Source organism: Sphingomonas sp. SUN039, assembly GCF_024758725.1.
Taxonomy (GTDB): domain Bacteria; phylum Pseudomonadota; class Alphaproteobacteria; order Sphingomonadales; family Sphingomonadaceae; genus Sphingomonas_O.
In genome coordinates this window covers 1,897,471-1,918,851 of sequence record NZ_CP096972.1, presented here as the reverse complement: position 1 = coordinate 1,918,851, position 21,381 = coordinate 1,897,471, and the positions used below count along the sequence as shown (strand labels likewise).

The 21,381-nt window shown below is 64.6% G+C and carries 25 protein-coding genes; 17 read left to right on the top strand and 8 right to left on the bottom strand.

The window, feature by feature from the left end:
• Window positions 1-27: 27 nt before the first annotated feature.
• Window positions 28-1,386: a methyl-accepting chemotaxis protein gene (locus tag M0209_RS09425; RefSeq protein ID WP_258888021.1), complete on the bottom strand. Its 1,359-nt coding sequence runs from the start codon at window positions 1,384-1,386 to the stop codon at window positions 28-30.
• Window positions 1,387-1,555: 169 nt separating this feature from the next.
• Between M0209_RS09425 and sdhC the strand changes: the two genes are divergently transcribed.
• The 3 genes from sdhC to sdhA are packed head-to-tail and all read left to right on the top strand — an operon-like array spanning window position 1,556 to window position 4,193.
• Window positions 1,556-2,008 carry a succinate dehydrogenase, cytochrome b556 subunit gene (sdhC, locus tag M0209_RS09420; protein WP_258888020.1) on the top strand — a complete coding sequence of 151 codons (453 nt, stop codon included), beginning with the start codon at window positions 1,556-1,558 and terminating at the stop codon, window positions 2,006-2,008.
• Window positions 2,005-2,391, top strand: a complete 387-nt coding sequence (gene sdhD, locus M0209_RS09415; RefSeq protein WP_258888019.1) for a succinate dehydrogenase, hydrophobic membrane anchor protein — start codon at window positions 2,005-2,007, stop codon at window positions 2,389-2,391. Before sdhC ends, sdhD begins: the two co-directional genes overlap by 4 nt.
• On the top strand, window positions 2,388-4,193 hold the full coding sequence (gene sdhA / locus M0209_RS09410; RefSeq protein ID WP_258888018.1) for a succinate dehydrogenase flavoprotein subunit: 1,806 nt from the start codon (window positions 2,388-2,390) through the stop codon (window positions 4,191-4,193). The genes sdhD and sdhA overlap by 4 nt, the downstream gene beginning before the upstream one ends.
• Before the next feature lies 1 nt (window position 4,194).
• Here sdhA and M0209_RS09405 read toward each other — a convergent pair whose 3' ends face one another.
• From M0209_RS09405 to M0209_RS09390, 4 genes are all read right to left on the bottom strand, one after another.
• On the bottom strand, window positions 4,195-4,518 hold the full coding sequence (locus M0209_RS09405; protein WP_258888017.1) for a hypothetical protein: 324 nt from the start codon (window positions 4,516-4,518) through the stop codon (window positions 4,195-4,197).
• Window positions 4,519-4,877: 359 nt separating this feature from the next.
• On the bottom strand, window positions 4,878-5,096 hold the full coding sequence (locus M0209_RS09400; protein ID WP_258888016.1) for a hypothetical protein: 219 nt from the start codon (window positions 5,094-5,096) through the stop codon (window positions 4,878-4,880).
• A gap of 1 nt (window position 5,097) precedes the next feature.
• Entirely contained in the window at window positions 5,098-5,283 is a 186-nt protein-coding gene (locus M0209_RS09395; RefSeq protein ID WP_258888015.1) for a PIN domain-containing protein, read from the bottom strand.
• 6 nt (window positions 5,284-5,289) lie between these two features.
• A complete protein-coding gene (locus tag M0209_RS09390; protein ID WP_258888014.1) occupies window positions 5,290-5,526 on the bottom strand; it encodes a ribbon-helix-helix domain-containing protein in 237 nt (78 codons plus the stop codon).
• A gap of 123 nt (window positions 5,527-5,649) precedes the next feature.
• On the opposite strand from M0209_RS09390, the gene M0209_RS09385 reads away from it, so the two are divergent.
• The 3 genes from M0209_RS09385 (at window position 5,650) to M0209_RS09375 (ending at window position 8,177) form a co-directional block, all read left to right on the top strand.
• Window positions 5,650-5,946: a nucleotidyltransferase family protein gene (locus M0209_RS09385; RefSeq protein ID WP_258888013.1), complete on the top strand. Its 297-nt coding sequence runs from the start codon at window positions 5,650-5,652 to the stop codon at window positions 5,944-5,946.
• Complete coding sequence (locus tag M0209_RS09380; protein WP_258888012.1) at window positions 5,936-6,289, top strand: DUF86 domain-containing protein; 354 nt, start codon at window positions 5,936-5,938, stop codon at window positions 6,287-6,289. Before M0209_RS09385 ends, M0209_RS09380 begins: the two co-directional genes overlap by 11 nt.
• A gap of 628 nt (window positions 6,290-6,917) precedes the next feature.
• Complete coding sequence (locus M0209_RS09375) at window positions 6,918-8,177, top strand: hypothetical protein (RefSeq protein ID WP_258888011.1); 1,260 nt, start codon at window positions 6,918-6,920, stop codon at window positions 8,175-8,177.
• 24 nt (window positions 8,178-8,201) lie between these two features.
• On the opposite strand, the gene M0209_RS09370 is transcribed toward M0209_RS09375, so the two are convergent.
• Entirely contained in the window at window positions 8,202-8,504 is a 303-nt protein-coding gene (locus M0209_RS09370) for a polyhydroxyalkanoic acid system family protein (protein ID WP_258888010.1), read from the bottom strand.
• Between the two features lie 90 nt (window positions 8,505-8,594).
• Here M0209_RS09370 and M0209_RS09365 point away from each other — a divergent pair, with 90 nt between their 5' ends.
• Entirely contained in the window at window positions 8,595-9,872 is a 1,278-nt protein-coding gene (locus M0209_RS09365; RefSeq protein WP_258888009.1) for an aminotransferase class V-fold PLP-dependent enzyme, read from the top strand.
• A gap of 64 nt (window positions 9,873-9,936) precedes the next feature.
• Window positions 9,937-10,905 carry a C13 family peptidase gene (locus tag M0209_RS09360; protein WP_258888008.1) on the top strand — a complete coding sequence of 323 codons (969 nt, stop codon included), beginning with the start codon at window positions 9,937-9,939 and terminating at the stop codon, window positions 10,903-10,905.
• Here M0209_RS09360 and M0209_RS09355 read toward each other — a convergent pair whose 3' ends face one another.
• Window positions 10,906-12,087, bottom strand: a complete 1,182-nt coding sequence (locus M0209_RS09355) for a cell wall hydrolase (RefSeq protein WP_258888007.1) — start codon at window positions 12,085-12,087, stop codon at window positions 10,906-10,908.
• On the opposite strand from M0209_RS09355, the gene M0209_RS09350 reads away from it, so the two are divergent.
• Complete coding sequence (locus M0209_RS09350; RefSeq protein WP_258888006.1) at window positions 12,086-12,343, top strand: GlsB/YeaQ/YmgE family stress response membrane protein; 258 nt, start codon at window positions 12,086-12,088, stop codon at window positions 12,341-12,343. The two genes, M0209_RS09355 and M0209_RS09350, sit on opposite strands and share 2 nt — an antisense overlap.
• Before the next feature lies 1 nt (window position 12,344).
• Window positions 12,345-13,790 carry a cell envelope integrity protein CreD gene (creD, locus tag M0209_RS09345; RefSeq protein ID WP_258888005.1) on the top strand — a complete coding sequence of 482 codons (1,446 nt, stop codon included), beginning with the start codon at window positions 12,345-12,347 and terminating at the stop codon, window positions 13,788-13,790.
• Here the strand turns inward: creD and M0209_RS09340 are convergent.
• Window positions 13,787-14,248: an Hsp20 family protein gene (locus tag M0209_RS09340; protein WP_258888004.1), complete on the bottom strand. Its 462-nt coding sequence runs from the start codon at window positions 14,246-14,248 to the stop codon at window positions 13,787-13,789. The two genes, creD and M0209_RS09340, sit on opposite strands and share 4 nt — an antisense overlap.
• Before the next feature lie 264 nt (window positions 14,249-14,512).
• On the opposite strand from M0209_RS09340, the gene M0209_RS09335 reads away from it, so the two are divergent.
• From M0209_RS09335 to sucD, 7 genes are all read left to right on the top strand, one after another.
• Window positions 14,513-15,298, top strand: a complete 786-nt coding sequence (locus tag M0209_RS09335; protein ID WP_258888003.1) for a succinate dehydrogenase iron-sulfur subunit — start codon at window positions 14,513-14,515, stop codon at window positions 15,296-15,298.
• Between the two features lie 4 nt (window positions 15,299-15,302).
• On the top strand, window positions 15,303-15,767 hold the full coding sequence (locus tag M0209_RS09330; protein ID WP_258888002.1) for a PaaI family thioesterase: 465 nt from the start codon (window positions 15,303-15,305) through the stop codon (window positions 15,765-15,767).
• Entirely contained in the window at window positions 15,764-16,885 is a 1,122-nt protein-coding gene (gene zapE / locus M0209_RS09325; protein ID WP_258888001.1) for a cell division protein ZapE, read from the top strand. Before M0209_RS09330 ends, zapE begins: the two co-directional genes overlap by 4 nt.
• Complete coding sequence (locus tag M0209_RS09320; protein WP_258888000.1) at window positions 16,882-17,685, top strand: hypothetical protein; 804 nt, start codon at window positions 16,882-16,884, stop codon at window positions 17,683-17,685. Before zapE ends, M0209_RS09320 begins: the two co-directional genes overlap by 4 nt.
• 56 nt (window positions 17,686-17,741) lie before the next feature.
• Window positions 17,742-19,148, top strand: a complete 1,407-nt coding sequence (locus tag M0209_RS09315; RefSeq protein ID WP_258887999.1) for a M20/M25/M40 family metallo-hydrolase — start codon at window positions 17,742-17,744, stop codon at window positions 19,146-19,148.
• A 107-nt stretch (window positions 19,149-19,255) separates the two neighbouring features.
• Window positions 19,256-20,218 (top strand): malate dehydrogenase, encoded by a 963-nt coding sequence (mdh, locus tag M0209_RS09310; protein WP_258887998.1) that lies wholly within the window; start codon window positions 19,256-19,258, stop codon window positions 20,216-20,218.
• A 274-nt stretch (window positions 20,219-20,492) separates the two neighbouring features.
• Window positions 20,493-21,377: a succinate--CoA ligase subunit alpha gene (sucD, locus tag M0209_RS09305; RefSeq protein WP_258887997.1), complete on the top strand. Its 885-nt coding sequence runs from the start codon at window positions 20,493-20,495 to the stop codon at window positions 21,375-21,377.
• Window positions 21,378-21,381 lie beyond the last annotated feature (4 nt).

Genomic DNA, 21,381 nt, shown 5'->3' with positions numbered 1-21,381 from the left:
GAGCTTGTCGAAGCCCCTTCCTTCTTCTTACGCCACCAGCCTCACATAATCCCCCGCTGCGTCCTGCAGCATCGCCAGTTTCCGGTTCACATTGTCGAACCCGGTTTCCAGCTCGTCGATCTCGGTCGCCACCGTTTCGGTATCCTGCCGGATCGCCGCGATGGTCGAGGACATGGTGTCGGCCGCCAGCGCGGTTTCGTCGACCGCAGCCGTGATCATCGTTACCGTCTGCGCCTGGGTTTCCATGGCCTTGCGGATACGTGTCGCCGACAGCTGCACCTCGGCCACCGTCGCGCGGATCGAATCGTTGGTCGTGACCGTCGACTGGGTCGCCGACTGGATCGCGGCGATTTTCGAGGCGATGTCGTCGGTCGCCCGCGCGGTCTGATTGGCGAGCGATTTCACTTCCTGGGCGACGACCGCGAAACCGCGCCCGGCGTCCCCGGCGCGTGCCGCCTCGATGGTCGCGTTCAGCGCCAGCAAATTGGTCTGCCCCGCCACGTCGCGGATCAGGCCCAGAATCGATTCGATACTCTTTGCCGTTTCCGACAGCGTCTGCGACACTTTCACGGCGTCCGCCGCCTGCTCCGACGCGCGGGTCGCGATGTCGGCGGCGACTTCGACTTCGCCGCGTGCTTCCTCGATGGCGCGGATGAGGCCGGCAGCGGTATGTGCGGCATCGCGCATCGCGACCGCCGATTGTTCGGCGGCGGCGGCGACTTCGGATGCCTTGCCCAGCATCCCGCGCGTCGCACCCGACGCATCGGCAGCCTGGCCGCGCAACTGGGTGCCGAGGTCCGACGCGCTGGTCAGCTCGGCGGCGATCTTGTCGCTGAACATATCGGCACGTTCGACCCGCTGCTTCTCGACCGAACGCGCGGCGAGTGCCGCAATCGTTGCAGCCATGATTTCCGAATCGATCATCGCGAGCTTCACCACGGCACCGACCGCGCGGCGCAACAGGTCACGCTGGTCGTGGTATTTCACCCGGATTGCATCGATCGTCGCATGATGCGACGCCTCGAAGCTCGACAGGATCAGCGCGATCGGATCGCCCGAACGATAGCACATCTGGGCATGGGCGGTCGCCATATCGGCCCAGCGCTGCTCGGTCGGTGCCGAATATTTGACGGCAATATATTCGATTCCGCCCGTGCGGAGCGCGGCAAAGCCCGCTTCGTCGAGCGCGACCCGGCCGCCGCATTTGCGGTAATGATCCCAGAAAACATCGATGATCGCGTCTTCCTGTCCCGCAATCGCTTCACGGGCGAGCGCGGCATCGGTCGCGAGCGTTGCCTCGCGGTCGAAATAGGCAAGCCGTTCGGCAAGATCGATCCGCAGGCTTGACGACGAGGGGGCAGAAGCGTGCGGCGCGGATGCGGTCATGGTCGGGTCGTCCTGTACGAAAGCAGCCGGATAACTGTCCGCTTAAGGCTAGGCGCACCTAGTTAACGAAGCGTTAGAATGCACCCGGTGCAGGACCAACCGGTTGCATCGCCTATCCAACGGCGTAAGGACGCCGACGAGCACTGACTTTACCCAGCCGAGGGCACCGATGAGCCAATCTTCCGCGCGACCCCAAAGTCGCCCGTTATCGCCGCATCTGACCATCTGGAAATGGGGACCGCACATGCTGGTCTCGATCCTGCACCGGATGTGCGGGGTCGCGCTGGCGACGGTCGGAACGGTCATGTTCGTCTGGTGGCTGGCGGCGCTGGCGGGTGGGCCGGACAGCTATGCGGTGTTCCACAACTGGGTGGTGCAGCGCGCCGACAATAAAGCGGTCCTGCCCGGCATTGCCAACGGGCTGGCACTGGTCACGGCTGTCGGCCTGACCTGGGCATTCTTCCAGCACCTCGCCAATGGCATCCGCCATTTCATCCTCGATATCGGCGCGGGCTATGAATTGAAGATCAACCGCATGGGCGCGCTTGCGACGATTGCGTTCAGCGTGACCGCGACGGCGCTGACCTGGGCCTATATCGTGACCAAGGGGATGGCAGCATGAGGGGCGGCAGCGAAATCAAGCGCGTCCGCGGTCTCGGCTCGGCCAAGCATGGCGCGGGGCATTGGTGGCAACAGCGCGTCACCGCCTTCGCCAATGTCATCCTGATGCTGTGGCTGGTCGTCTCGCTCGTGCGCCTCCCGAACCTCGACTACGGCACCGTGCACGGCTGGATGCAGTCGCCGTTCGTGGCGGTGCCGCTGGCGCTGATCGTCATCAACACCTTCTGGCATTTCAAAATGGGCCTGCAGGTGGTGATCGAGGATTACCAGCATGGCGAGAGCCGCATTATCGCGCTCGGCCTGCTCAACATCTTTACCTTCGGTGCCGGTGCGCTCGCGCTGTTCGCCATCCTCAAGATCGCCCTCACAGGAAGCCCCGCGTGACCGATACCGCCTATAAGATCATCGACCACAGCTATGACACCGTCGTCGTCGGCGCCGGGGGATCGGGCCTGCGCGCCACGATGGGCAGCGCCGAGGCGGGCCTGCGCACCGCGTGCATCACCAAGGTCTTCCCGACGCGGTCGCACACGGTCGCGGCGCAGGGCGGGATCGCTGCGTCGCTCGGCAATAACAGCCCCGACCACTGGACGTGGCACATGTACGACACCGTCAAGGGTTCCGACTGGCTCGGCGACCAGGACGCGATCGAATATATGGTGCGCGAGGCCCCTGCGGCGGTTTACGAACTCGAGCACGCGGGCGTCCCGTTCAGCCGCAACGACAATGGCACGATCTACCAGCGCCCGTTCGGCGGGCACATGCAGAACATGGGCGCAGGGCCGCCGGTGCAGCGCACTGCCGCTGCTGCCGACCGGACCGGCCACGCAATGCTCCACGCGCTCTATCAGCAGAGCCTGAAGTACGACGCCGATTTCTACATCGAATATTTCGCGCTCGACCTCATCATGGAAAACGGTGCCTGCCGCGGCGTGATCGCGATGTGCATGGAGGATGGCAGCATCCACCGCTTCCGCGCCCACGCCGTCGTGCTCGCGACCGGCGGTTACGGGCGCAGCTATTTCACCGCGACCAGCGCGCACACCTGCACCGGCGACGGCGGCGGCATGGTGCTGCGCGCGGGGCTCCCGTTGCAGGACATGGAGTTCGTCCAGTTCCACCCGACCGGCATCTACGGCGCGGGCGTGCTGATTACCGAGGGCGCGCGCGGCGAGGGCGGGTATTTGACCAATTCCGAGGGCGAGCGGTTCATGGAACGCTACGCGCCGAGTGCGAAGGACCTCGCCTCGCGCGACGTCGTCAGCCGCTCGATGGCACTCGAAATCCGCGAGGGACGCGGCGTCGGCCCGAACAAGGACCATATCTACCTCCACCTCGACCATATCGATCCCAAGGTGCTGGCCGAGCGGCTCCCCGGCATTACCGAAAGCGGCAAGATTTTCGCGGGCGTCGATCTGACCCGCCAGCCGCTGCCGGTCGTGCCGACCGTCCATTACAACATGGGCGGCATCCCGTGTAACTTCCACGGCGAAGTCGTGACCTTGAAGGACGGCAACCCCGACAGCGTCGTCCCCGGCCTGTACGCGGTGGGCGAGGCGGCGTGCGTCAGCGTCCACGGCGCGAACCGGCTCGGCTCGAACAGCCTGATCGACCTCGTCGTCTTCGGCCGCGCGACGGGCCTGCGCCTCAAGGAAGTGCTGACCCCCGGCGCGAAGCATGCCGAACTGCCCAAGGGCTCCGAAGAACTGGCGCTCGCCCGCGTCGACCATTTCCGCAATGCCAGCGGCGGTTCGACGACCGCACAGGTCCGCACCGAAATGCAGCAGGCGATGAGCAAGCACGCCGCCGTCTTCCGCGACACCGCGCTGCTGGCGGAGGGCTGCAATGAGTTGCAGGCCGCGAACAAGCGCCTCGCCGACGTCAGCGTCGCCGACCGCAGCCTCATCTGGAACACCGACCTGATCGAGACGCTGGAACTCGACAATCTGATGGCGCAGGCGGTGTGCACGATGGAAGGCGCCAACGCCCGCCAGGAATCACGCGGCGCCCACGCGCACGAGGACTTCCCCAACCGCGACGACGCCAATTGGATGAAGCACACGATCAGTTGGTTCGAAGGCTGGGGCGGCAAGGGCGGCGCGGTGCGTTTGGACTACCGTCCGGTACACGAATACACGCTGACCGACGAGGTCGAGTATATCAAGCCGAAGGCTAGGGTGTATTGAGTTACCTTGCCGTCGGCTTACGGAAAATGACTACTGCCAATGCGACAAGCACAATGACGGTCATCGTGACGATCGGAACGCCATAGAACAGAGGTTCGCTAAAGCGGAACCCATGGCCAGCGATTTCGACTTTGGGATTGTGAGCTAGATATTCGTTGATGCGTCCATCACAGAGCGCATCGAAGAATCCATCTGGCTCTTTCGCGGCTGATGGTGGCAGATGGTAAATGTTATCGTTCCCAGGGCCGCCTTTGACATCATAACCCGGGCCGCCATCAAACGTAACGATGCAATCGTTCCCGCCACCACCGTCCAGAGTTGGCATTATATTTGGTCCTGTACAAAGCGGCCGCAGCCGAAGCTATCCGGTGTGTGGTAACAACGAGATATCGCTACTTTCTATAGGCGACATCTTTAGAAAATATGAGGGAGGTGGATTACGGTGGATTACGATGACAGCTTACTAAATCTCCCTCTCCCTCTGGGGAGAGGGCGACACGCGCTCCAGCGCGGCGGGGTGAGGGACGGACTACTGCTGCAATCGGAGAGCAGAAGTTCCCTCACCAACTCCGACTATGCCTTGCCAAGCGGCAAGGCCAAGTCTGCGTATCCTCTCCCCAGAGGGAGAGGAGGATAAAGGTGACAGCCTACTGAATTCGCTAAAACACTCCTTACCCTATATCCCTAACCCAACACCGCCTCCACAAACCCCGCAGGCGTCACGATCCTGCACCGTCCGTAACGCCCCATCTCCAACAGCCCCGCACGCCGGTCGCCGGTGACCAGCCAGTCGGCCTCGCCCGCCACCACCATGCCGAGCAGGAACGCGTCGAACGGGTCGGCTGCACCTTCGACATCGGGTAGGCGATCAAGCAATGTGGCTTCACGCAGGGCATTGACCATGTCACCGAAAATGAACGGCTTCGCGCATTCGCGCGTAACGGCTGACGCGGCGGATTTCCTCGATCTGCATTTCGCTCGTCAGAAGCTCGAACCGGCCGGACAGCCATTCTTGATAAACCGCATATGGCGCGCTGCGGCGCGAAATAAGGGCGCTCAGCAGGACGTTGCTATCGACGACGACGCGCAAGCGGCGCTACTGCGCCCGCGCCCAGGCAAGCGCCTCTTCGATCAGATCGTCGATTTCGTCTTCGCTCATCCCGGCAGTCGCGGCCCTGCCTGCCTTTGCCGACTGCTCGAACATCTGTCTGCGTACGGCACCCTCGATAAACCGCGACAGTTCGCCCTTCTTGCCGCGCCCCTGCTCGGCAAGATACATCCGCACCGATCGGTCGGTTTCGGGCGAGACAGCGATGTTCCAGCGGGTGGCCATATCGGTGTTTATACACCGATCTCGCATTTGCTTCAACAATTTCGGTGAGACCCACGACGCTTCGACGTCAGCTTGGTCCTCACGCTGTTGGCACGACGCCGCAGTTCGCGATATACCCGTCCCATGCAGCGCGCCGCCGCCCTTTCGCGTTTGACCGCATCCGAACGCGAGCTTCGCGCGATGGGGGTCACTGCGCTGTCGCTGTTCGGTTCGGTCGCGCGCGACGAGGCGGGACCGGCGTCGGACGTCGATATTGCGGTGAAGCTCGACGATGCGCGACATCTCGACCTGATCGACTTCGCGCAGATCAACCTGCGCTTGCAGGACATGCTCGGGGTCAAAGTCGATCTGGTCCGCGAACCCGCGCGCAAGCCGCGTTTTCAGGCGCAAATCGACCGCGACCGCGTTCATGCCTTCTAGCGACGAAGCCCAGCGGTTGCGCGATATCGTTGAGAATATCGACAACGCACGGGCCTATGTCGGCGAACGCAATCACGCGGCCTTTGCCGCCGACCAGATGCGCGTCGATGCGGTCGAGCGCTGCATCGAGCGCATGGCCGAAGCGATGATCAAGATCGGCGAGGCACGGATGGGCGAAATCGCGCCCGACATCCCGCTGCCCGCCTTGCGCCAACTCGGCAATATCCTGCGCCACGAATATGGCGAGGTCGATATCCGCCTGATCCATGCGATCGTGGCCGAACGCATGCCAATGCTTCGCGCCGCCTGTGATCGCGCGTTGAACGCTCTGGGTGACCAGTAAGTCGAATTGAAAACGACGGCAATTTTGTACGCATTTTGTTCTTGACAATGCTAACCGTATCGGTTACAGAGCGCATCTGCCCACCCGAACGTCCGATCAACGCAACGGCTGGCAGCGCGAACGGCGACGTTCGTGACATGCGACCGGCGCGGAGCCATCCGGTTTATCAAAGCCGATGCATCGCCGTCGGATCGCCGAGTTGCCCGGCTGTCCGGGGTGTACAGAACCCGAAACTTCTCTCGCGGTCCGGCAACGGACTTACGACGGCGATCATCGCCGCATAAGCGAGAGACTGACGCTGCGGTCACATCCGCAGAGAGTTCGTTTCTATAGGCACTCTTCGGCGCAGCCACACAGATGCGAAGCCGGGTACGATGGCGATACGGCACCCTCTAACCAAGCGTGCCTGACTGGAACGACCCACAAAGTCGTCCCGCCCGGATGCCCGTGGCAGGACGCGCCGGTCGCATTTTACGCGCCTCTGCTGCTGCCGGTGGACGGGTGCGCCCGCAGATGTTGGAGAATCCTTCTCCCTCTTCCTGAGGGGGAGGAACAAGCTCGCGCACCACCATTGACCTCGCTCCATTCCCCCTTATCGTCACTCCCGCGCAACGAAAGGACGGTCATAGTGGAAACGACCCTGACCGACCCCGGCCCTTATGAAACCGCCGCCGGTATCGCGCAGTCGATTGCGGTCAATGTGTTGTCGGAACAGGTTGCCGACCTGACCGATCCTGCCTTTGCGGCGCTGGGGCTGGACTCGGCGTCGGGCACGCAGGACGCCTATTACAAGCAGATATTAACCGCGCTGACCGCGATCGAGGGCGACCTGGCCGCCATCACCGCCAAGATGAACGCACTGTCGGCGGGGATCGACAAGATCGAGGCGCAGCTGACCCAGATTTCGTCGCAGATCACCGATGCCGAGCTACAGGCGGCGCTGTTGCAATATGCCCAGAACCTCAACGTCGTGGAGCAGAACTACCAGACCTTTGCCGCCGCGATCGTGGGCATGGCGAACGCCACGACCTTCGAACAGGGGACCAATTCGCTGTTCGACCTGTTCCAGGCGACCAATGTCGATGCGGTGGCAACGGCGATGCGGAACATCCACGATTTGCTGGTCGGGTCGGGCGAATTGCGCGGCATCATTTCCTATCAGGCGGTGGAAGTGACGCAGGCCTATGCCAAGGTCGCCGCAGACCCGGCGCAAACGACCCGGGTGATCAACACCGATCCGGCGCTCGCGGGGCTGTGGTTCGCGAGTTTTCCCGATGCGTCGATGATCCTCGATGCGCTGCCGGGCGTGCTCAGCGACACGTTCGGCAAGGTCATCGTTCCGGCGCTCACGGCGGCGCTCGCCTGTCAGGTCAAGGGGCTGAGCTTCCTGTGCGCGGCCTGGGGCGGCACGATCAATGCGTCGAGCCTGACGACGGTGACCGCGGATACGCAGGCGATCATTGGGGCCATGGGTACGTTGTTCGCCGGGATGCCGGTCGACGATCTGGCTGCAATCGCCATGAAAAACTATGCCACGCCGGTGCCGCTGAGCGCCCAGAGCGCGCAATGGGCGTTGCAGGGCGATACCGTTGGCTCGCCGTTCGACAATGACTGGGTTTTCTGGAACGTCGGCCCGCCGCCCGACCTGCCGAACAGCGGCCCGCGCGCGGGGCTGGTGGCGACCCCCTGGGCCTATGGCATACGTCCGTCCTTTTCTGTCGAGAACGAAGGGGGCAATATGGTGGAGAACCCCGACGGATCGTTCACCAACTGCCAATATGCCGCCTATCCGGTGCCGTTCAGCTATGTCTCGACGCCCACCCAGAACGGGGTCGGGATGCCCGCGAACTTCAAGGCGTTTCTGGCGACGCTACCGGCGGCAAGTTGATTGCTTCCGCCGGGGTTCGGAGCATCACTTCAACAATTTCGGCAACCCTGCGCCCAGCGCATCTCTGATTTTCGCCGCAAACAACCCCAGCATCGGCGGCAGGTCGACTTCGGCGTGGACTTTGTCCTCGAACACCGTCGCGGTGCAGTGCATCGTCTGGCCTATCGCAGTCACGGTGAAGGTCATCGTCTCGCCCGACCAGCTGTGTGTCACCTGCCCGCCGCCGGGGATCAGCTGGCCGATCTTGCCGATGCCGCGATCGAGCCGGTCGTGCGCAGCGACCTTGCCCAGGCTGTGCGGGATGTCGAGGGCGATGGGGGTGGACATGCGGGCGATTTCCTTTGGGCCGTGCAACGCCCTAGCGCGGGAGAGGGTTGCGCGGCTAGCATCGCCCGCACGCCATTGTCGGAGAGCCGCATGACCACCCTCGACCGCCGCGCGCTGCTCGCCGGTGCCGCCGTGCTGCCGATGGCTGCACAAGCTGCGGCATCGCTGCCGACCGGCGCGCCGAAGGGGCCGGACGATGAACGCTGGTGGCGCACCGTCGCCGCGCAGTACAACGTGAACCCCGACATTATCCAGCTCGAAAACGGCAATTGGGGCATCATGGCGCGGCCCGTGATGGCCGCGTATGAGCGCAACATCGAACGCGTGAACCGCGACAACAGTTACTATGCGCGGCGCGGGTTCGGGGCGGATCTCGATAGCATCCGCGCCCAGGTCGCGACGGGGCTCGGGGCCGCGCCCGACGAGATCGCCTTTGCCCGCAACGCGACCGAGGCACTGCGGACGCTCATCCAGAACTACAACCGCCTGCGCCCCGGTGACGCGGTGCTCTACGCCGATCTCGATTACGACGCGATGCAGGGGTTTATGGAGGGACTCCACCGGTCACGCGGGGTCGAAGTGATCAAGATCGCGCTGCCCGAACCGGCAACGCGGCAGGCGCTGATCGATAGTTATGCCCGCGCGTTCGACGCCAACCCGCGCATCCGGATGGTGCTCTTGACCCATCTCAGCCATCGCACCGGCCTCGCGCTGCCGCTGGCGGAGATCGTCGCGCTGGCGAAGTCGCGCGGGATCGATGCCATCGTCGATGCGGCGCACAGCTGGGGCCAGCTCGAGGCGGGAACCATCGCGGCGGGCGTGGACTTTGCCGGGTTCAACCTGCACAAATGGATGGGCGCGCCACTCGGTGTCGGGGCGTTCTACATCCGAAAGTCGCGGCTGGACGCTATCGACCCCGATCCGGGCAATGGGCTGCCGGTCGGCGCAACTGCCGAGAGCCGCATCCATACCGGCACCGTCGATATGGCGGCGCAGCTGACCGTACCGGCCGCGCTCGCCTTTCAGAATGCGGTGGGCGCGCCAAACCGCATCGCTCGCCTGCGCTGGCTGCGCGACCGCTGGGCGGAGGAGTTGCGCGGGCTGAACGGCCTCGAAATCCTGACCCCCGCCGACCCGACGCTTCATGCCGGGACGACAGCGTTCCGTATCCGGGGGCGGACGTCGGTCGCGGACAATATCGCGATTGCCAGGACGTTGCTCGACGAGTTCGGGATTTTCTCGGTCCATCGTACCGGCGTGGCAAGGGGCGCGTGCATCCGCATCTGCCCGGCCCTGTTCACGTCGCCCGCGCAGATCGACGCGCTGGTGCGCGCGCTGCGGATCGTCGTGCCGCGCATGGCGGTCTGACGTCGGCCGCTTTGGCTTGACGCCGCCGCGCGCGCTCCCCAGCATTAAGGGCAGGGGGTTGTTAATGTCATTCCGTCGTTTCGCCGTGCTTGCCGCGCTCGCTCTGCTCGGGGCCGCGCCCGCGCCGCCGCCGTTCAAGCCGGCCGAACATACCGCCGCGCCGCCGTTTCTCGACAAGCTCGGCCCCGGCGAGATCGCCTATGCTGCCGATATCGGGACGAGCATCGAACGGTCGCGGAGCGCGAAATACGAACTTGCCGAGCATCGCCGCCTTGCCGCCGCGCTGGCGCGGCTGACACCGGGGCGCAAAGGCGTGGTCGAGGCGTTCGTGCTGTCGGTCGGGCTCGACAGCGACGCGGTGTTCGGGCGCGAAGCAAGGGAAGCCGGACGCGTGCTCGCGCGGCGCTATGGCGCGACCGGCCATAGCCTGACCTTGGCGGGCACCGATGGCAGCGGGCCGAGCATGCAGCCGATGGGCAGTCCCGCCAATATCGCCGCCGTGCTTGCGCGCTTTGCCGAGCTGATGGGACCGGAGGATGCGCTGGTGCTCTATACCACCAGCCACGGTGCGCAGTTCGGTGTCGTCTATAATGACGGCGATGCGGGGTTCGGCCTGCTCGGTCCGTCGAAGCTGGCGGGGTTGCTGAACGAACTCGGCATCAAGAACCGGATGCTGCTGATCAGTGCCTGTTATTCGGGGGTGTTCGTGCCGACACTCGTGACCGACAGCACGGCGATCGTCACGGCCGCGTCATCGACCCGGACGTCGTTCGGGTGTCAGGCCGACAATGACTGGACCTTTTTCGGCGATGCCTTGATCAACCATGCGCTGCGGAAGCCGCAAGGGCTGGCGACCGCCGCGGCGGAGGCGACGATGACGATTGCCGAATGGGAGGCGAAGGGGCGGCTGCTCCCGTCGCAACCGCAGAGCTATATCGGATCGAAGGCGAAAACCTGGCTCGATGTGCTGGAGCGCGCCTTGCCCCCCGCGACCACGCCGGTCGGCAAGCCGGCAACCGATGCGCTGAAGTAGTTAGCGCGCGATCCATTTCCCGCTGTCGCGGAATTCCTCGCGGATCGTGCTGTCGGGCAGGGCGCCGGGGACATAGCGTTTGTCCTGGCTCGGCGCGATGCGGCTGTAGGTGACGGTCGGTGCCGACGCCGCAGTCGTCACCGGTCCGACCGCGACGGGCATGACCGGCGTTCCCGGCACGACCGGTACCGGCAGGCCGACTGCCATCAGCTGCGCGGGCGGGGCGACGCGCGGTAGCGGCCCCGGCGTCGGCTCGCGTCCGGCATAGAGCATCGGCAGCGACGACGCCTCGGGCGCATCGCCCGGCATCCGGTAGAATATATGCGCGCCGACGATGGCGACCGGCGTCATCCGGCGGCCCCAGGCGGGCGCGACCTGCATCGTGTGGTAGAAGGTTGCGCTGCCGACCGGCGCATAGACCTCACCCGCCAGCGCGCGTTCGGCAACACGTCGCGCGCGGATCCACGCGCCCAGCATCGGCGCGCGCGCCATCGCACCGTCGCAGGCGAAACTGAACTGGCAACCGGGCTGGTCCGACCCCTGATAGACGACGCCGCAGATTGTTTGCGGCCATTCGCGGTGGCGGACACGGTTGAGCACGACCTGCGCGACGGCGCGTTGCCCTTCATCGGGCTCGGTCGCTGCCTCGTAATAGATGGCGCTGGCCAGACACAGTGTCGCGCGCATGCGGTCGCGCTGACCGAGCGCCGCGACGAACGACGGCCCGGTTGGCGCAACGGGGGCGAGGTCGGCGACAGGAGCGGGCTCGGTTGCGGCCACCGGCGTTCCGGCGATCACCGGAATACCTGCGTAAGAGGGTGCAGCGGCAGTCGGCGCTGCAATGCTCGCGACCCGCGTTCCGCCATCGGCGACGCACGACAGCAGTGCGAAGGGGAGCAGCAAGACCCCTGCCAGCCGCATCCGTCGCGCCCGCCGTGCGGCGCGCGCACGGGCGCGCATCGCAAAGCGCTGGTGCGCGGAAAGGAAGGGCCGTGCCGTCATCGAGCGGCGCGCATAGCCGAAATGGTGAACGATTTCGCCCCCGTCTTCGAGGGTGTTCCACACAGGGACGTTTACAATATTCCACAGTGATTGGCGGGTGCGGGCGATGCCCAGCTTGCCAAGCCGGTGCACCCGCGCCAGTCTGCTCGCTCCACGCATTTCGGGGAGGACCTGCGTCATGTTGAATATCATCGGTTGGATCGTCATCGGTTTCCTGAGCGGCCTGCTCGCACGCTTCTTTTATCCGGGCGCGATCGAGATGGGCTGGATCTGGACGACTTTGCTCGGCATCGGCGGCTCGTTCGTCGGCGGCTTCATCGGCGGCCTGTTCACCAAGGAAAAGGATATGATGAAGCCGACGCCTGCCGGCTTTATCATGTCGGTGGTCGGCGCGATGGTGCTGATCTTCATCGCGCACCGTTTCGGCATTCGCTGAGATGGCACTGCCCCCGGCGACGCCCGTTTTCCGCAGCAAAGGCGGCGAACGGTCGCCGGGGGTAAAGCTTGCGCTGGTCATTCTTGTCGGCCTGTTGCTGGCGGTGCCGCTCGTGACCGTCTGGGCGCTGGTTTACGACCGGCAGAACCAGTCGACGACCGCGCAGGCCTCGATTGTCGAGGGCTGGGGCGGGCCGCAGGTGATCGCGGGGCCGGTGCTGGTCGTGCCCTATCAGGCGCAGACGACCGAAACCGTCGAGGAGGGCGGCAAGCAAGTTACGAAGACCTCCACCGTGTGGAAGGAAATGGCGCTGTCGCCCGAGACCGCGCAGATCGACGCGAAGCTCGATCCCAGCCGCCGCAAGCGGTCGATCTACGAAGCGGTGGTTTACGAGGCGCGGCTGACCGGCAGCGCACAGTTCGCCATGCCTGCCGACCTGTCGCGGCTGGGCATCGATGCCAAGGCTTTGGTGTGGAACCGTGCCGAGTTGCGCTTCGGCCTGTCCAACGCGCGCGGGCTGTTCGGCCCGCCGCCGGTGGTGCGTGTTGGGGGCAAGGCAGTGGTGCTCGAACCCGGCCATGGGTTGGGCGCGACGGGCAATTCGGGCTTTTTTGCCGGACTCGACGCATCGGGACTGCCGAGCGGGCCGATTGCGGCCGATTTCGATTACCGGTTCCGCGGCAATGCCTCGCTGACGCTGGCACCGCGCGCGGGCGATACCCAGTGGCACGTCACGTCGAGTTGGCCATCGCCGAGTTTCGGCGGCGGGTTCCTGCCGGTGAAGCGCGGCATCGGTCCCGCCGGGTTCGATGCAACCTACCGCGTCGGCAATCTTGCGCTGGGGCAGGCTCTCGTCGATGCCGAGGACAAGGCCGTCAGTACGCCGAAAGACGGTCGCTTGGCATCGCTAGAAATCGCCGACGGGAGCGCCGCGACCAGCGGCAGCATGAGCATCAGCCTGATCCAGCCCATCGACCTGTACGACCAGGTCAACCGCGCGACCAAATACGGGTTTCTGTTCATCGGCTTCACCTTCCTCGCCTTCCTGATGTTCGACGTCATCGGCGGGGTGCGGGTCTCGACGGTGGAATATCTGCTGGTCGGCGCGGCGCTGGTGCTGTTCTTCGTGCTGCTGCTGGCGTTCGCCGAGGTGGTCGGGTTTACGCTCGCCTATCTGATCGCGGGCGCGGGGATTATCGGGCTGATCACGGCCTATTCGGCAGCGGTACTGAAGAGCTGGCGGCGCGCGGCCTATATCGCGGGACTGCTGACCGCACTTTATGCGGTGCTCTATATCCTGTTGAGCCTGGAGGCTTACTCGCTGCTGATCGGCTCGCTAATGCTGTTCGTGGCACTCGCGGCGGTCATGTACGTGACGCGCCGCCTCGACTGGGGTGCGCGGAGAGGGGAGGAGACGGCAGCGCCCCCTCCCCAGGTTACCGCTTAGGCAGCCTTGGCGACTTCCAGCTGCGGGGTCTGGCCGCCGATGGCGATCTTTCGCGGACGCATCGCCTCCGGAACCTCGCGGACGAGGTCGATAGTCAGAAGCCCGTTGTCGAGATTGGCACCCGACACGGTGACATAATCGGCGAGTTCGAAGCGCCGCTCGAACGCGCGGGTCGCGATGCCGCGGTGGACGAACTGACGGGTGTCGTCGCCCTCGACCTCGGCCTTTTTACCGGTCACGACGAGCTTGTTCGCCTGCGCGACCATCTCGATTTCGTCGGCCTTGAAGCCGGCGATGGCGATGGTGATGCGGTAGCTGTCGTCGCCCGACCGTTCGATGTCGAAGGGCGGGTAGTTGTCGACGGTCGCCGCCCGCGTCGAGGTTTCGAGCAGGTCGAACAGATTGTCGAAGCCGACGGTGCTGCGGCGATACGGAGTGAAGTCGAAATTGGTACGCATGGGTTTAGTCCTTTCAAAGCGACTTGGTTGTTTCCGGACCCGTAAGCGGCATCCGGATTGCGGAAATGGGAAGCGGTTGCGGCGTTTCAAGCGGGATTATGTGAAATTATCTCGCCGTACTCCTGCGTATGCAGGAGCCTTGCCGACGAGCAACCCTGACGATCGTCAAGGCTCCTGCTTTCGCAGGAGCACATTTCACTGACACAGGGGTTGCACTCTCGCACTGGCAGCGCAAATGGGGAAGGGAACCGACAGGAAACCCCGATGGCCGAATTTCTGCTCCCCAAGAACTCGAAGATCAGCGGCAAGGGCCGCGTGCACAAGGCGGCGGCGGGCGCGAAACGGACCAAGGCGTTCAAAATCTACCGCTACGATCCCGACAGCGGCGAGAACCCGCGCTACGACAGCTTCGAGATCGACCTCGACACGACCGGCCCGATGGTCCTCGACGCGCTGATCAAGATCAAGGGCGAACAGGATAGCTCGCTGACCTTCCGCCGCTCGTGTCGCGAGGGGATTTGCGGGTCGTGCTCGATGAACATCGACGGCACCAACACACTGGCCTGCACCAAGGCGATCGAGGACGTGAAGGGCGAGGTGAAGATCACGCCGCTGCCGCACATGGAGGTCATCAAGGATCTGGTCCCCGACTTCACCCATTTCTACGCGCAGTACGCGAGCATCGAGCCGTGGCTGAAGACCAAGACGCCGACACCGTCGGGCAAGGAGCGACTGCAATCGCCGGACGACCGCGCGAAGCTCGATGGCCTGTACGAGTGCATATTATGCGCGTGCTGCTCGACGTCGTGCCCGTCCTATTGGTGGAACAGCGACAAGTTTCTCGGCCCCGCGATCCTGCTCCAGGCGTACCGCTGGCTGGCCGACAGCCGCGACGAGATGACCGGCGAGCGGCTCGACGAGCTGGAAGACCCGTTCCGCCTCTATCGCTGCCACACGATCATGAACTGCGCGAACGTGTGCCCCAAGGGATTGAACCCGGCAAAAGCCATCGCAGAAGTGAAGAAGATGGCGGTCGAGCGGGTCATCTGACCGCGTGTCCGACGAACCCGCATTCGCATTCGGCGAAGACCCCGATCATCCCGGCTGGCACAGCTGGCGGCTGCGCGATGCGACGCGGTATAATGCGTTTCTCGGGCCGTTGCTTGTCCGGCGCGAAGGCGATCTGGCGCGGGTGCGGATGCTGCCGCTCCGCCAGCACACCAATTTGCAGGACTCGATCCACGGCGGCACGACAATGGGTTTCGCCGATGTCGCGCTGTTCGCCGCCGCCCGGATGATGGGCATGATCGAGGCTGGGAGCGCGGTGACGCTCGACATGAGTTTCCAGTTCATCGGCACCGGCCGGCCCGACATTTTCCTCGATGCCGAGGTCGAGGTGTTGCGCGAAACCCGGCGGCTGATCTTCATGCGCGGGTTGGTGGTGCAGGGCGAGGCGCGGCTGGCGGCGTTCTCGGGCACAGTGCGAAAGGGTGTCGGCACGGGGATCGTAGCGGGGTGAAAGTCCTCGACCGCTACCACGCCCTTGTTACCGCTGGCGAACTTCGCCCCGACGCGACTCAGGCCGATGCCGCCGCCCGTCTCGACAGGCTGCAAACCGATCTGGAAGCCGTTCCCCCGCGCGGGTCGATCCTCTGGCGGCTCGGCAAGGCCAAAGCGCCGCCGCCGCGCGGGCTTTACCTGTGGGGCGGGGTCGGGCGCGGCAAGTCGATGCTGATGGATCTGTTCTTCGACTGCCTCGACATCCGCCGCAAACGCCGCGTCCATTTCCACGAATTCATGCTGGAGGTGCACGACCGTCTGCGCGACGAGCGGCGCAAGGAAGCGGGAGACCCGATTGCGCCGGTCGTGGCGGCGTTGGCCGACGAGGCGCGCTGTCTCGCGTTCGACGAGATGGTCGTCAACAACAGCGCCGATGCGATGATCATGTCGCGGCTGTTCACCGGGCTGATCGCGGCAGGGACGACGGTGGTGACGACCTCGAACCGTGCGCCGACCGAGCTCTACAAGGACGGCCTCAACCGCGAGCATTTCCTGCCCTTCATCGACCTGATCGGCCAGCGGCTCGATGTCGTCGCGCTCAACGGGCCGACCGATTACCGCATGGAGCGGATGGCGGGCGTCAAGACCTGGCACGTGCCCAACGGGGCGGAGGCAACGGCGGCGGTGCGGCAGGCATTTTTCCAGCTGACCGACTATCCACCCGAAGACGCGGTGCATGTGCCGACGGCGGAGATCGAGCTGGGCGGCGGCCGCACGCTGCATGTTCCTAAGAGCCTCAAAGGCGTTGCCGTCTTCTCCTTCAAGCGGCTTTGCGGCGAGGCGCGCGGGTCTAGCGATTACCTCGCCGTCGCGCGCCGCTATCACAGCGTCATCATGGTCGGCATCCCCAAGCTGGGGCCGGAAAACCGCAATGAGGCCGCGCGCTTCGTCACGCTGATCGACGCGCTCTACGAGCATAAGGTCAAGCTGATCGCAACCGCGGACGCCGAGCCTGCCGCGCTCTACGAGGAAGGCGACGGCCGCTTCGAGTTCGAGCGCACCGTGTCGCGGCTGATGGAAATGCAGTCGCGCGACTATCTCGCGTCCGGGCACGGCGTAAGCGGACATGCGCCATGACCGCCGACGACCTGAAGACCGTTGCCAAAGTCCCCGCCGTCACCCTGGGCTTCTGGCTCATCAAAATTCTGGCGACGACGCTGGGCGAAACGGGTGGCGATGCCGTGACGATGAGCTGGCTCGGCGAAACCACGCCGGAAGCAGGGGCATCGGGGGTCAGCGGCTATCTGATCGGGACCGCCATCTTCGGCATCCTGCTTGTCGGGCTGGTCTGGGTGCAAATCCGCGCCCGTGCCTTCAACCCCTGGTTGTACTGGGCGACGATCATTGCCTCGACCACGGCGGGCACGACGCTCGCGGACTTTGCGACGCGGTCGCTCGGTATCGGCTATACTGGCGGGTCGGCGATGCTGCTGGCGTGCGTTGTCGCCAGCCTCGCGCTGTGGCGAATGGTCGTCGGGTCGGTGTCGGTCGACGACATCCACACCCCGCGCGCCGAGACATGGTACTGGATCACGATCACCTTTTCGCAGACGCTCGGCACCGCGCTGGGCGATTGGGTCGCCGACACCAACGGTCTTGGCTACCTCGGTGGTGCGACGATGTTTGCGGCGGCGCTGGCGATCTGTGCAGCGCTGAATTTCTGGACCCGCGTGAATCGGGTGCTGCTGTTCTGGCTCGCTTTCATCCTGACCCGGCCCTTGGGTGCGACGGTCGGCGATTTCCTCGACAAGCCCTTTGCTAAGGGCGGCCTCGATCTCAGCCGTCCGCTGGCGACTGCCGTACTCGCGGTGGCGATCGTCGCGCTTGTCGCGTTCTTGCCCCAGCGCGCGCGGCGCGGCGAACGGGCCGACGCCTGACATCTGCTTGCGCTGGCCGTGCGCGGCGCTAGCGTGCGCGGCAACGGAGGACTCACATGAAATATCTGCTGCTTGCCGCAACCATGCTCGCTGCCACGCCCGCGCTCGCGGTGCCCCCCGCAATGTCGCCCGCCGACAGCGCCGCGACCAAGGACATGTTCCGCACGATCATCGACACGCCGACGGTGCTCGGGCGCGGCAAGGTGCCCGAAATGGCGACCTACCTGGCTGGCGAATTCAAAAAGGCGGGCTTTGCCGACGCCGATGTCATGGTCATGCCGTACGATACCAAAGGTGACAAAACCGCGGTGCTGATGGTCGTCTGGCGCGCCGCAGGGAAACCGGCCAAGCGCCCGGTCATGCTGATGGGCCATATGGATGTGGTCGAGGCGAAGCGCGAAGATTCGACCACTGATCCGTTCGTCCTGACCGAAAAGGACGGCTATTATTACGGGCGCGGGACGATCGACATGAAGGCGGGGATCGTCGGCATTTCCCGCGCGCTGATCCAGTTGAAAGCCTCAGGCTTCAAGCCGAAGCGCGACGTCGTCGTATTCTTCACCGGCGACGAGGAGACCAACGGCATCGGCGCGGAAAAGGGCGCGACCGAGTGGCGCGCAATGATGGGCAATCCCGAACTCGGGTTGAACGCCGACGGCGGCGGTATCGGCTTCCTGCCGGGCGACAAGCCGCTGGGGGCCAGCTTGCAGACGGCGGAAAAAACGTTCTCCGGCTATACTTTCACTGTCACCAACCGCGGCGGGCATTCGTCGAAACCGCGCAAGGACAACGCGATCTACGAACTGGCGCATGCGCTCGAGCGGCTCGAGGCGTACCGCTTCCAGCCGATGCTCAACGAGACGTCGCGCGCCTATTTCGCGGCGGCGGCGAAGATCGATCCGCGCCCGAATTTGACCGCGGCGATTACGAAATGGCTCGGCGGCGACGATATGGCAGCAGACATTGTCGAGGCGGACGAAACCTATGCGGGCCTGACGCGGACGCGCTGTGTGGCGACGCGCCTGTTCGGTGGGCACGCCGATAACGCGCTGCCGCAACTGGCAACCGCGATGGTCAATTGCCGCATCTTCCCCGGCATCGATCCGAATGCGACGCTCGCCGAGCTGCAAAAGATTGCGGGCGACGGCGTTAAGGTCACGCGCAACGACGATTATGTCGCCTCGTTGACCAGTCCGCTGCGCCCCGACGTCGTGGCTGCCTATACGAAGGCGGTTCAGACATTGCATCCCGGCATGCCGGTTGCACCCGAGATGTCCACCGGCGCGAGCGATGCGCGCCCGTTCCGCGTGGCAGGCATCCCGGTTTACGGCGTCGGCGGCGAATGGGTGCGGGTGCCGGTCGATCTCCGCGCGCATGGCAAGGACGAGCGGTTGCCGGTCGCAGCGCTCGATGACGGTGTGAAGCACTGGATGATATTGGTGCAGGAAATGGCGGGGAAGTGATGCTTCTCGCTATCGCGAACCATTTGCAAAGATAGCGGTTGCCCCGACTCTTCGCCTCCCCTACGGCGCGCGCAATTCCACGCACCGTAAGGGAAGGACTGCGCTTCATGGCACGCAAGAAAATCGCGCTGATCGGCGCAGGGAACATCGGCGGCACGCTCGCCCATCTCGCCGCGCAGAAAGAACTGGGTGACATCGTCCTGTTCGATGTCGTCGAGGGTGTGCCGCAGGGCAAGGCGCTCGACCTGTCGCAGTGCGGCCCGATCGAGGGCTTCGATGCGAAGATCACCGGCTCGAACGATTACAAGGACATCGCAGGCGCGGACGTGATCATCGTCACCGCCGGTGTTGCGCGCAAACCCGGCATGAGCCGCGACGACCTGCTCGGCATCAATCTGAAAGTGATGAAGGCGGTCGGCGAGGGGATCAAGAACAACGCGCCCGATGCGTTCGTCATCTGCATCACCAATCCGCTCGACGCGATGGTGTGGGCGCTGCGCGAATTCTCCGGCCTGCCCCATCACCGCGTTGTCGGCATGGCGGGCGTGCTCGATTCGGGCCGCTTCAGCCATTTCATTGCCGAGGAGTTCAAGGTGTCGGCGCGCGACGTGACGACCTTCGTGCTCGGCGGCCATGGCGACACGATGGTGCCGGTGGTCAACTACTCGACCGTCGCGGGCATCCCCGTCCCAGACCTGATCGCGATGGGCAAATCGACCAAGGAGCGCATCGACGCGATCGTCAAGCGCACGCGCGGCGGCGGCGGCGAGATCGTCGCGCTGCTCGGCACGGGTTCGGCCTATTACGCGCCCGCCACTAGCGGCATCGCGATGGCCGAGGCGTATCTCTACGACCAGAAGCGCCTGCTGCCCTGCGCGGCATATGTCGAGGGTAAATACGGCCTCGACGGACTCTATGTCGGCGTCCCGTGCATCATCGGTGCCGGTGGTGTCGAGGAAATCGTCGAAATCGCGCTCGACGATGAGGCGAAGGGCAACCTCCAGGTCAGCGTCGATGCGGTCAAGGAACTGCTGGTTGCGTGCAAGGCGATTGATAGCAGTCTAGCGTGACGACAAACCCGTTCATTATCCAAGCATTGATAGCCGGATTTTTAGTCCCGTGCGTCGCGAGCGCGTTGGGTCGTTGGAGTTCTCCTGCGGTTGGTCGAACGGGATTCATTCTCGGCAACATTCCAGGTTTGGGGCTTGCGGGCTGCGGGGCAATCTGGGGTACGCCGGAAGCGTGGATAATAAGTCTGCCAGGTCTTTTCGGGGGCGCAGTTGGCTACGGTGCATCCGCCTTTTTCAAGCAGCGCAACGAAAAATAGGAATAGGGACCCATTAAATGTCCATCCTCGTCGATAAGAACACCAAGGTCATCACACAGGGGATGACCGGCAAGACCGGTGAGTTCCACACGCTCGCCGCGCTCGAATATGGGTCGCAGATGGTCGGCGGTGTCACGCCGGGCAAGGGCGGGAGCGAGCATATCGGCCTGCCGGTGTTCGACACCGTGCACGAAGCGGTCGCGAAGACCGGCGCGACCGCGAGCGTCGTCTATGTCCCGCCGCCCTTTGCTGCGGACTCGATCCTCGAAGCCATCGATGCCGAGGTGCCGCTGATCGTGTGTATCACCGAAGGCATTCCGGTGCTCGACATGGTCAAGGTGAAGCGGTCGCTGTCGGGCAGCAAGTCGCGGCTGATCGGCCCCAACTGCCCCGGCGTCCTGACACCCGGCGAGTGCAAGATCGGCATCATGCCGGGGTCGATTTTCTCGAAGGGCAGTGTCGGCGTCGTGTCGCGATCGGGCACGCTGACTTATGAGGCGGTGTTCCAGACGACGGCCGAGGGGCTGGGCCAGACCACCGCCGTCGGCATCGGCGGCGATCCGGTCAACGGGACGAATTTCATCGACGTGCTCGAACTCTTCCTCGCCGACGACGCGACCGAAAGCATCATCATGATCGGCGAGATCGGTGGCGATGCCGAGGAACAGGCCGCGCAGTTCCTGATCGACGAGGCCAAGCGCGGTCGCAAAAAGCCGATGGTCGGCTTTATTGCGGGCCTGACCGCGCCGCCGGGACGTCGCATGGGCCATGCCGGGGCGATCGTGTCGGGCGGCAAGGGCGACGCAGGCAGCAAGATCGCGGCGATGGAGGCAGCGGGCATCCGCGTGTCGCCGAGCCCGAGCGAGCTGGGTGTGACCCTTAAGGCGCTGTTGAACGGCTGAAGCC